We start from the raw sequence: 12,294 nt of genomic DNA, 5'->3' as shown, positions 1-12,294 counted from the left end.
GCATGCGGTTGGTTTAGCAATATTGCTATAAGGCCATACAGTGCGTTCATCCCAACTCGTACAATAGCTATAAACCCAGGTCCCATTGATAAAGTTAAGGTCGCTGGCCTCATTAAAATAAGGAGCGGGTATCTTAGAAATACTGCTGGCCAAACTGATCATATCTGCTCCTAATTTGACAATCCTGGCATTATCCGGCATATATTTTGTTTTGGGCGTTCCGGCTCCAAAAACCAGCCAGCCTGTACCTTGGCCGTCAATTAGAACTCCGGGATCGAATGGAGCACCGACATCCACACCGGGGACAGACCGGTCGACTATGTTCTTTCCTAATGGGTCTTTCCAGGGGCCAACGGGAGAGGTGGAAGTAAGCACGGCTGAGCCACCGCCGCCATTGGAGTAATACAAATAGAAGTGTGTTTTGCGATCTGCTTCCAGCCTGGATGTAATGGAAGGCGCCCAGGAATTCTGACTCCATGGTGCCAGCTTTGCTGTATTTATGAGGCCATGATAAGTCCAGTTGACCATATCATCGGAAGACATCATGACCAGTGTACGGATATGCTCGTATGAATTTTTCCCATCCTTTCCTACATGCTCATACTGTTCATGATCATTCGTGGCATACACATAAACTCTTCCATTGTATTCTATAGCGGTTGGGTCGGCCGTAAACATAAAATCTAATAAAGGATTCCCATTATTGGTGAGAAGTTTCGGCGAAACTTTTGCGAATTTTGCTTCCAGTTCTTCATTATCTGGCTGCGTAACTTGAATTTGCCTGGCATCACTATTCGAAGCTGTGATAGTCACTATCGCCTCGCGGCCAGCACCCGCGTTGTTAGCGTTAGCTGTTAATTTAAGCGTAACATTCCCCGGGCCTCCCGATGACTGACTGATCGTTAACCATGAAACTGAGTTGGCTGTCGCTGTCCAATTAACATTGCCGGTGATAGCAACATCGGCACTACTTCCTTCCGACTCAAAAACAACTTGCAAGGAAGAAACAGTGAGTTGAGTCTCAATCTCTTTCTTCTTACAGGAAAAAGCAGGCAATGTGACCAAAAATAGTAAACCTAAAAATATAGCAACGCCCTTTTTCATATTATTATATTGTTCATTTTTGCTAGTTTAATTTATCTTTTCACGCTCAATACCAATCATATACGTCAAGAAAACGGTACTGTCTAATCTGTTCACGGTACCGCTGTTCCGGTAAAAGCTTTAACCCAGAATTAATTTTACTTATATCCTAATTTAATGGCATTATACATGCGCTGGTCTATTATCCCATTATTAGCCCTGTCTAACATATTTCCTACCTCCCACCAGAAGGGCAGCATACCATTCGCTTTAGCCGTTTTGGTCGTAAAAGTTGCCCAGTAGTCCACAGACCTGTTGTTCATCAACGTATCCTTAGGCATAGGCCTGTTAGGGTCAGTCCTCCTCGGGGCTGCATATTCACCAAGCACCACAGGGATACCTTTATCAACAAAATTCACTTTCATCTTTTGGTATTCAGCAGTTATCGCAGCCTCGTCTCCATTTCCAGGGGTGTTGTTGCGGTCTGGCTCAATAGTAGAAACGTTCCCAGTCCCCCAGTAGTAAACCATTTTGCCCCAGCTTACATCTCCATCCGTTAGTAAAGTAAATCCAGCAGGTGTGTAGTCGTGCACCTCGAGCATCAACTTGTTAGGTACCGGGTCGTGAGGCATAGTAGTCATCAAAGTAGCAGTTATAGAAATATTAGTGTGAGGCCCCTGCACAACCAGCACCCGGTAGGCGTTTCTGCCCCCGGTAGAGCGAACTGCCTTAATGAATGTTTCGTGATAACTATTCAATATGGCCATCTGCGCGGCGTTGTCAGCCGCAGGTTCATTGGCGCTGGCAAACAAAAGGTGCTCATCAAAATCACGCAAGGTTGTAGCTATCTGTTCCCAAAGCGCTTTTTGTTTCGCATTAACAGAATCTTTCTTAGCATCGGTAATATTATTTTCCAGCCAGCCGTTGTCCCAGTGAATATTCACTATCACATACACACCATTATTCACACAATATCCAACCACTTGTTTCACCCGCGCAAGCCATGCAGGGTCAATTATTGCCTTTTTCCGGTCGCTTAGATGATTCCAATTCCATGAACAAGGAAGTCGTATCGCACTGAAACCTGTTGCTTTCAAATATTTTATATATGAATCGGTAATTTTATTACCATTCTGCCAATCAGCTTCGTTTGGGGGCTCCATGGTATTGCCAATGTTTGTTCCCATTCCCGTTCCCATTTTTGCAGCCAGTTGCACGGCAGTACTGGTCACTCCAGTCATGTCTGGCGCTATAGGCGAGGTGTTATAACCTGGGTATATGGTGGGAGCCTGGGTAACCCTCACCCTTCTGGCCTGCCCGTTTGACGAACTTATATATACAATTGCAGATTGGCTTGCACCGGTGCCATTTGGCGACGCCACTGTCACATGAATAACGGTACTCCCGCTCTTGCCGGATGTAGTGTTTAATTGCAGCCATGACAAAGCAGGGTTGCTTACGCTCCAATCAGCATTGCTGGTAACGGTAATGTCCTGACTTCCTCCTTCGGGAGCAAAAGTAATCGCCGACACGCTAACCGTGAGTTCCGGCGCGGTAGTTTTCGCCTTTGTGCAGGCGAAAAGCATAATAATCGCAATAAGAAATATTATAGAATTAAAAAAATATTTTTTTTTCATTTTTGTCTATAACTAAACTTTTTATAAATAATCTCGGCACTAAAAACATCTGATAACATTTTTTATTAATTATTCAGGATAATTTTAGGCTTGTTGAATCAGCGTTTATTTGCCTCTGGCTAACATTAAATTTTACTTATATCCAGCAATAATGGCATTTACCATCCGCTGGTCCTTAACCACATTATTTTTTCTGTCAAAACCATTACTTACCTCCCACCAGAATAGTAAAAGACCATTCGCTCTCATAGTTTGGTCGAAAAAGTTAGCCAGTAATCCACATACCTATTGTGCGCCGCCATATCCAAGGGAGTACCGCTTTGCATTCGGGAGTCCGTCTAAAAGTTTCATATTCACCCAGTATCACAGGGATACCTTTATCAACAAACTTCTGTTTAATCTTTTTGGAATTCAGAATCGATCACATCATCTTCTCCAAAAGCGGCGTTGCAGTCCGGCTCAATAGTAATGCGTCTGGCCTTCATATAAAAAATTCAATGATTTATTTTTAACCAACTTAAATGATTGAAKAAGTAATTTGATTTTACTCCTTCAATCTAAACCACAATTGACTTGTCACATGATTGGTTCGATTCAGTCGCCAGGCTTACTTCGTTCCAGTAATTATAATATTATCAAACATTATAGCATTAGAAGTTTCAGTATTAGGATTCAATCTGAGGCTTATTGTTTTATAGTTTCCTGAAGGCAAAGCAACCGATTTTGCATCTTTATTCCACCCTGCACCACTGGCAATTGTAGGTAGAGATACCCAAGAAGCACCGCCATCAATACTTACTTCAATTTTTGGTTTTACAGCATCTCCACCTTCTTCAACAGCAAATTCATAAGACAGGTTTAAATTTGTAAAACCAGCCACATTGATATTAGGTATGGTAACAGGAGCACCTTTGAATTCTATTTTCAATACAAATCCGTCACCCCACCCTTGACGCAAATTTATATTGGCATCGCCAGCGGTTTTTAAATCTACTCCACCATTCCATTTTCCTGCCTTTGTAGATGGTGCAAATGTATACGTATAGCGATCACTAACGGCCTTAACATTTGATTCAAAATTTTCGGCATACACAGTTTGCTGTGCTTTGGCGAACATCCCTGTTGTAAGGGCCAAAAATAATAGTGTGATTTTCTTCATTTTACTTGAGTTTTAAATATTAATAATTTATAGTTTAAAAATTTTTCATTATTTGTTTGAAAAAGCCTGAAAACCACCTGCTGCGTAGCATTATGGCTTCTGTCAGGTCTTTGTGCTTTTAAGGCCAGGCTTACCTTACGTAGGCTTGTTATTACCTGTCTATTCATGTTCTTTTTAGTGCTTATTGATGCATTATTTCATACTTCTCCTTTCTGTTCATAGTACTATTATCCCGGGAAAGCCTTAGTTCAATATTACTTTTACTTATATCCTTCCTTAAGGGCATCAAACATAGGCTGATCCTTTATCACATTATTACTTCTGTCTAGGAGAAACCCTACCTCCCACCAGAATGGCATAAGACCATCCGCCTTAGCCGTTTTGGTCGCAAAAGTTGTCCAGTAATCCACAGACTTGTTGTGCATAGCCATATCCTTAGGAAGATAATTGGGGTTGGTGACGGCGGCAGTCCTCCTCCAGACTGCATATTCACCCAGTATCACAGGGATACCTTTATCAATAAAATTCTGTTTCACCGCCTGGAGTTCAGCAGTGATCGCATCCTCTTCTCCATAGGTGGCATTACGGTCTGGCTCAATAGTAGAATGATTCCCAGCGCCCCAGTAGTAAAGCATCTTGCCCCAGCTTGCATCTCCATCCGCCAAAATGGTAAATGCATAGGGCGTGTAGTCATGTACTTCGAGCATCAATTTGTTAGGTACCGGGTCGTGAGGAAGCGTAGTCATCAAAGTAGTAGTTAAAGTAGGATCAGTGTGAGGCCCCTGCACGACCAGCACCCGGTAACTGTTCCTGCCCCCGGTAGAGCGAACTGCCTTGATGAATGTTTCGTGGTAACCATTAAGTGTGGCCATCTGCGCGGCATTATCAGCCGGAGGTTCATTCAAACCGGCAAAAATAAGGTGCTCATCAAAATCGCGCATGGTTGTAGCAATCTGCTCCCAAATCGCCTTTTGCATCGCATTAACAGAATCTTGCTTGATTGCATTGACATTGGTATTGGCACTATCATGATCGTTCAGTACCACATACATATCATTAGCCACACACCATCCAACCACTTCTTTCACCCGCGCAAGCCATGCAGGGTCAATTGTTGCCTTTTTCTGATCGCTTAAATGAGTCCAAACCCAGTTACAGGGAATCCGTACAAAATTGAAACCTAATTGTTTGACATATTTGACATACGATAGGGTCATTTTACTACTCTGCCAATCACCTTCGTTTGGGGATTCCATAGTATTGCCAAAATTTATTCCCATTTGAAATTTTGCCGCCAGTTGCACGGCAGTACTGGTCATTCCGGTCATGTCTGGCGCTTTGGGCGAGGTGTTATAACTTGGGTATATGGTGGGACCCCGGGTAACCGTCACCCTTCTGGCCTGCCCGTTTGATGAACTTATGTTTAAAATGCCCGACTGGCTTGCCCCGGTTCCATTTGGCGACGTCACCGTCACATGAATAACAGTACTCCCGCTCTTGCCGGCAGTTGCGCTTAATTGCAGCCATGAAAAAGCGGGGTTGCTTACGCTCCAGTCGGCATTGCTGGTAACGGTTATGTCCTGGCTTCCTCCTTCGGGCGCAAAAGAAATTGTCGACACGCTAACCGTGAGGGCCGGTGCCGGAGTTTTCACCTTTGTGCAGGCGAAAAGTGCGATAATCGCAGCAAGAAATACTGCGGATTTAAAAAAATACATTTTTTTCATTTTGTTCTATCATTTAATTAAAAAATTGCATAAACATCTCCCGCACTAAAAAATATCAGCATGATATCTTTTTTTTTGCCCGCTATGATAGCGGCTCAATTGTACGTTGATCTTTTTACTGTTAATTTCGTTACTCTAACATCTTCTCCGTTTTGGCGAATCCAAAATGGTAAATTGGGGGTTGTCATATCAGGATCCCCTAAGTTCTCTTCCCTATTTCCCTCGTTTCGCTTCCCTATCCTTTTTACCAATATTTTCGAGGCAAAAAGCCCCCACAGCGATATGCTGCCGTGGAGGCTTTAGCTTATTTAATTTTTACAACACGAATATTATCGAATGCAACATAAAAGCCAGTTGTTGTAGTTGCTGCGTCATAATTATGCCTATATAGGTAGGCGCCGGTTTTTCCTGATGAGCCCACCAAATCGGTGATCTTAGTTAAGGGAGCTCCCATACCCTCGCCCAATGCATTACTTGCACGAAACGACGACAACGGGATAGTTATAGTAACCCACCCCTTTGTTTTGTACGCTTTTCCGGTTTTCCATGGTTCCCATCTGTATATATAGCCGCCTACATCTGTTTTAATATCCAGTGCACCACCATTCCAGTCGGTCGGTACACTTATTTCCATTTTCAAGGCCCAGTTGTCCGGGGCGTCAGTAAGGTTGGCTGCTGGTACCCATTGATTACTTGCTAAAATAATACCACCATTAGAAGAACCGCCACTCAAAACACCGGTATTCACAAAAATAAACATAGTATGGTTTGTGCCCATTACGCCATTAAAGGCAGTTGTTTCTGTAAACCAGCCGTACCGGTTATTGTTGTTGGCATCAATACCACCAATACCGTCCCCCCAGCTAGAAGCATTACCACCATAATCCGCATAAAGGACACCAGAACCATCCATATTTTCTATAACACCGTTTTTTAGATATGTTGGAGTATAAACATTGTAAGGAGTAGTACCCGTGCCGTACGATGTGGTAATAGATACCGGTCCGCTTTGCGATAGCGCAGGCGCAACAAAACCAACAGACTTTGTATCTTTTGATGTTGTAAAAGAAGTAACTGCGGTACCCGCAAAGGTTAGCGATTGAATGTCCTTAAAATAAGTGCCATAAATATAAACTGAATCGCCAGGGCTGGGATTTTCGTTGGAAATCCAGGAAGTAACTGGTGTGGCTCTTATTGTATCCATAACGGTACCAGACTTAGTAGTTACCGTTACTAGCTTGTTGGATGTCGTTGCCGGCATCAAAAAGCCGAGGGAGTCGCCATAAAAGCTCGAATTAAACTTTGTGATTGGGGTTCCTCCATATACAAACTTTTGAACCAGCACTAAATTGGCACCAAAAAGATAAACCGAGTCGCCGGGGTTAGCAAATACATTGGATATAGCGTAAATAGCAGGTGCCGCAGGCCCTAATTTAAAAGAAAAGGTTGTTGAACCTGCCGGTGTTTTATAGGTTAAGGTATAGAGCTTAGCTGTGTCAATTTTTGAATATATGATGTTTGGTATTCGTACTACCGCGCTTCCCGATGCTAATAAAGCAGGGTTAAAGGATGCAGAAACGCCGTCGAACTCAATTTCTGTTGCATTTTTCAGATTCTGCCCAATTATAACCACATATTTGTATGATCCACCTGACCAGGTAGGATCAGTTTGTGGATCACCAGTACTCAAAAGCGTATCCTTACCTGCCGCATGATACAATCTTACGCTTGTAATAACAGGGGGGATAGAAGAACTCTCGGTATTTTTCTTACAAGCCGGCAGTAAAGCCACCATCATCAAAAATAGCGGCAAAAAATACAAGCGGATGTCTAAATTTCTTTTCATTTTAATATAATTTAGCTGTTAAAAAATTAATAATAAGGTACCGGCGGGTTCAGCAATTTGGGGTCGCTGGTCACCTCTGATGCCGGTATTGGCAATGTAAATGAGTCTATTGTTGCCGGATTAACAGTTTGCGGCCCGCCATCATTACCCGCTGTTGTTGGTGTTGCAACCCCACTTTTATAACTGAATGTAACGCGTTGCTGGTTATTGAGGATATTGATAGCCGTTGCGGGGTCGTAATAAGAAAGCCGTACCAGGTCTATCCAATATTGCCCCTCAAAAGCCAATTCAATTCTTCTTTCATTTAGGATGGTTGCAGGGGTTAACACCGAAGCCTGATTCACCCCAGCCCTTGACCGCACCGCGTTAAAATATCTCAGGGCTGTACCATCGGAAGTGGTTGCATTGTTGCCCAAAATGGCTTCGGCATATATCAGGTACACATCGGCCAACCTAAGCATTGCATTATGTTCGGGAGATGACCAAATATCCATTGTTGGCAAGTTGTTATCTTTCTCGTTACCGATAATGTGTTTTTTCAAACTCACCTGTGTTGCCGTATAACCACCACCCGCAGCATTCAATTCAGGATAATGCTCTCCGGTGAGCATAATAGTGGCCCTGCGCCTTAGGCTATCTTGCGCTGTATATGCCAGATAAAAGTCGTAGGTGATCTGTATGGTACTCCACGCACCTTCCTTCTGCGCGGTTACATCGGTGCTTGGCGCAAGGAGTCCGGCCCAGGTGTTGCCACTGCCATAACCCACGCCTCCTGCCCATTGAAGGGAGAATAAATCTTCGGGGACATCGTTGTGTTGCACCGTGAAAAGATCATAATAGCTGGGAAGCAATGACAAGCCGCTGTTATTACACACATTGCCTGCATATTTTTTGGCGCTGTCCAGCAATGCCTGGTCGCGTGAGCCGCTTTTCCCCAAGCCCGCCCAGGTTAAATATACTTTGCCCAGCATCCCTTGCGCCGACCATGTGGTTACCCTGCCAGCTACATCTTTTGCAGGAAGGCTTTGCGCCGCGTAAGTCAGGTCATTGGCAATAAATTTATAAACATCCGAAACAGTATTGCGGTTAAGCAAGGAGTTTTGTATTAGTTTACTGTTATCCTCAATAATAGGTACGGCGCCCCAGTAAACTGCCAAATGATAATAGGCTACGGCACGGATAAATTTAGCTTCGCCAATGGCGGCATTTCTATCAGAAACGGAAATTGAAGATGATGCCTGGCTTTGAATCGCATCAATAACCGTATTACATTGTGCAATAACGTTGTATAAGCCTATCCAGGCTTGCGATACAATGCCATTTTGCGCTGTAATGGTGCGCGTAAAAAGTTCATGTAAATCCTGATAATACCCTTTATAGCCATTTCCGCTCAATGCGTCACTAATTGGCAACAAAGAAGCAGAATGAAATTGCCACCACTCGGAACCGCCATATAGGTTTGCTGTGGCCAGCCTTAAATCGGAAGTAGTTTTGTAAAAATTATTAGAACTTATCTGCGAGTTGGAAGGGCGTTCCAAAAAACTCTTTTTACATCCGGCAATTGCTGCTGCAAATACCAAAAAAATTATCATTTTACTAATTGGTTTCATAAATATCCTTTTTAATTGGTGATTCCTTATTTGTTAAATGTTATACTGGCACCAATAGTAAATACTCTTGGCTGAGGATAATAACCACCATCCCAGCCTGCCTGGAGTGGGTTCCATGAACCAATTTCAGGATCCATGCCGGTATATTTTGTAATTGTAAAGGCGTTGGCCACTGTACCATAAACCCGGATTGAGTGCACGTATATTTTCGACAAAATACTTTCTGGCAATCGGTAACCCAAGGTGATGTTTTTGCACTTCAGGAATGACCCATCTTCGATAAACAGACTATTAGAACGGTTATTACCGTTGGTATTGTCGTTTCTTAACCCCACAGTGGTTGTATTCGGATTAGTAACATATACATTGTTAACATCGGATGCCGAGCCGGCTGGGTCAATTAAAGCCAAATGGGCATAATTTAATACTGATGTAAAATAGGTGCTATTATTTTGCGGATTGCTTTGTGCTACAGCCAGTTGATTGAATACTTTATTGCCATAGCTGCCGCTGAAGAAAAAATTCAGGTCGAAATTTTTGTATCTAAAGGTATTATTGATGCCATACTGGAATTTTGGGAGCGGGGAACCCAAAAAAGTTTCGTCCCTTGAGTCAATAATACCGTCGCCATTCAAATCTTTAAACTTGCGGTCGCCGTACCAAATACCGCCCCCTACCGCAGAAACCGGATAAGGTACCCCGGCTTGGTTAGCTGGCAAGGCATGTGTTAGAAAATCTTTTGAGGTTGCAAATACGCCATCAAATACATAGCCATAAAATTCGCCGATGGGCTGCCCCACCATCGTTTTTTCCACCACATCGTTAATCACATAAGAGGTTTGGCTCAAGTTAGCATCAGATCCGCCTGAACCTAAATTAAGTACTTTATTGACATTGCGTGATAATGTAAGATCAGTTTTCCAGGAAAAATTTTTGCTGTTAACATTGGTAGAACTGACCCGGAAGTCGAACCCTTTGTTGCTTACAGCACCGATATTGACAAAAGGTGCCTGCATGGATCCAGGCGACCACCCTGATGTAGTACCGCTGTACAATGGCAACGGTACCTTTAATAAAAGTCCGTTTGTTTCGCGGTCGTAAACATCTAATGAAAAACTAATCCGCCCGTTAAAGAACGTACCATCAAGGCCCACGTTATAATATTTTGTTTTTTCCCAGGTTACAAAAGGGTTTGCCAAATTGTTTTGAAACTGTGCCGTACCCGATAAGCCATTGGCCACTGATGAAAGTTGGGTAACAAATGTATTGCCGGGTATGCCCTGATTGTTGGTAAGCCCATAACCAAGCCGGAGCTTTAATTCATTTATAGATTTTACGCCTTTTAAAAATGCCTCATTGTTAATTTTCCAGGCCACTGCGCCCGAATAGGTAACAGCCCAATTTCGGTTGACCATAAAATTCGAAGAACCATCGTCCCGAATATTACCGGTGATCAGGTATTTATCGTTCCAGGAAAAATTAACACGTCCGAAATAGGATTCCTGTGCCGTGCCGCCATTACCTTTAGGGCCTGAGTTATCGCCACTATTTCTGGCTGTAGTCGCATCGCCGGAATTAAGGGCCGTCACATTGTTTGAAGGGAAATTTGTCCGTGAGCCGCCAACATTTTCGAAAGAGCTCATCTGCGCTTCATGCCCTGTCAAAACATTTACACTATATTTACTAAAATTATGGTTATAAGTAAAAAAACTGCGTATTACCGTATAAAAATTTTGGCTTAGGTTCGAATTAGCTCTGTTAATACCATTAGTAAATAAACCAAATTTATAAGTTGGGTTAAAATTATCTTCAGAACTAAAATCGAAATTACCGGATACTTCATTGCGCAACGACAAATCTTTAGTAAATTGTATTTCGGCATACGCATTGCCAAATATCTGGTTCCTTCTCCTTACGTTTGTGACAATCTTGGCCATCGCCACCGGGTTAGGAACAGGTGCGGTATAACCGTTCGGGTTGGTAACACCGCCGTAGGAGCCATCAGAGTTTTGAACCGGAACATCTGGTGTCATGTTTAACGCCGAATTAATTACGCCCGAGGCAGTAGTATTTTGATTTTCATAAACATGGGCCAATTGAAGGCTGGTTCCTACTTTTAGCCAATTAGTGGTTTTGTTATCTAAATTCAGCCTTACGGAGTATCTTTTAAAATCAGATCCAAGGGCTATCCCTTCCTGGTCAAAATACGAGGTTGATAGTAAATATTGGGTTCTGGAATCGCCACCGCTTATTGTTAAGTTATGGTTGTTCATTGGCGCCCTGCGGAACAGTTCTTTCTGCCAGTCGGTACCTGTACCTAAATATTGAGGATTTTCGAATTCGGGTCTGGCATCGAAGCCCCAAACTTGTGCCCGGTCATTCAAAATAGTAGCGAGCTGTTGCAAGTTAACTACAGGGAGTTTCTTGGGCAACTCCTGATCACCTGTATAAAAATCATAATTTACCGTTGGCGGTCCGACTTTACCCCTTTTTGTAGTGATAACAACTACGCCATTGGTTGCCTGCGAACCGTATATGGCAGTCGCGGAAGCATCCTTTAATACATCTATTGATTCAATTTCAGCAGGATTGATAGTGTTTAACGGATTTCCACCATTCCCGGGATCGCCAACCGGGGGAATAATAATACCATCTATCACATACATTGGCGAGTTAGAACCACTTATGGAAGATACCCCCCGTATTTGAATAGAGACACCGCCACCTGGCTGGCCCGACACTTGTTGAACAACAACCCCGGCAACTTTACCTTGCAGGGCCTGGTCAAAAGTAGTGGGTTGCGTTTGGCGCAAATCGTCGCCCCTTATGGAACTGATAGCGCCGGTTATATCCGGTCTTCTTGCTTTAGCGTAACCAATAACAACAACCTCGTTCAAATTGCTGGATGTTGAACTGAGCCTGACGTTAATTGAACCGGCCTGCTTAACAGTTATTTCCCGTGGCGCATAGCCTAAAAAGTTAAAAACGAGTACCTTGCCCGGCTCAGCCGCTATATTGTAGCTGCCATCAATGCTGGACACAGTGCCCAGGCCCGTCCCTTTAATTTTGATGCTTACGCCTGGCATTGGCTGGGCATCGTCGGCGCTTGTTATTTTGCCGGTAATATTTACCGTTTGTGCATGGGCTGAAAAATAAAGAAACATGCCCGTGATAAATAATGAAATCTGGTGTTTCATTTTTCTTTGTAAATTTTTATCCATCTTTTAAAAGGATT

General features: G+C 43.2%; 7 protein-coding genes. All 7 read right to left on the bottom strand.

The features are described 5' to 3' along the window. Positions 1-1,104: family 43 glycosylhydrolase (locus AC1DV1_RS17950; RefSeq protein WP_477361665.1), on the bottom strand; the 1,104-nt coding region annotated here is incomplete at its 3' end. Positions 1,105-1,241: 137 nt separating this feature from the next. Next, entirely contained in the window at positions 1,242-2,669 is a 1,428-nt protein-coding gene (locus tag AC1DV1_RS17945) for a cellulase family glycosylhydrolase (protein ID WP_477361663.1), read from the bottom strand. Positions 2,670-3,327: 658 nt separating this feature from the next. Beyond that, positions 3,328-3,879, bottom strand: a complete 552-nt coding sequence (locus AC1DV1_RS17940; protein WP_477361661.1) for a hypothetical protein — start codon at positions 3,877-3,879, stop codon at positions 3,328-3,330. Between the two features lie 260 nt (positions 3,880-4,139). Further along, on the bottom strand, positions 4,140-5,498 hold the full coding sequence (locus AC1DV1_RS17935; protein WP_477361659.1) for a cellulase family glycosylhydrolase: 1,359 nt from the start codon (positions 5,496-5,498) through the stop codon (positions 4,140-4,142). A gap of 409 nt (positions 5,499-5,907) precedes the next feature. Further along, positions 5,908-7,449, bottom strand: coding sequence for a glycan-binding surface protein (locus AC1DV1_RS17930; protein WP_477361657.1), 1,542 nt, complete (start codon positions 7,447-7,449; stop codon positions 5,908-5,910). Positions 7,450-7,475: 26 nt separating this feature from the next. Next, positions 7,476-9,059 carry a RagB/SusD family nutrient uptake outer membrane protein gene (locus AC1DV1_RS17925; protein WP_477361655.1) on the bottom strand — a complete coding sequence of 528 codons (1,584 nt, stop codon included), beginning with the start codon at positions 9,057-9,059 and terminating at the stop codon, positions 7,476-7,478. A gap of 26 nt (positions 9,060-9,085) precedes the next feature. Next, on the bottom strand, positions 9,086-12,256 hold the full coding sequence (locus AC1DV1_RS17920; protein ID WP_477361653.1) for a SusC/RagA family TonB-linked outer membrane protein: 3,171 nt from the start codon (positions 12,254-12,256) through the stop codon (positions 9,086-9,088). Positions 12,257-12,294: the final 38 nt, after the last annotated feature.

It is taken from the genome of Mucilaginibacter sp. P4_D1 (genome assembly GCF_056401935.1).
The sequence above is the reverse complement of the archived record's forward strand: the minus strand, read 5'-3'. Positions and strand labels throughout refer to the sequence as shown.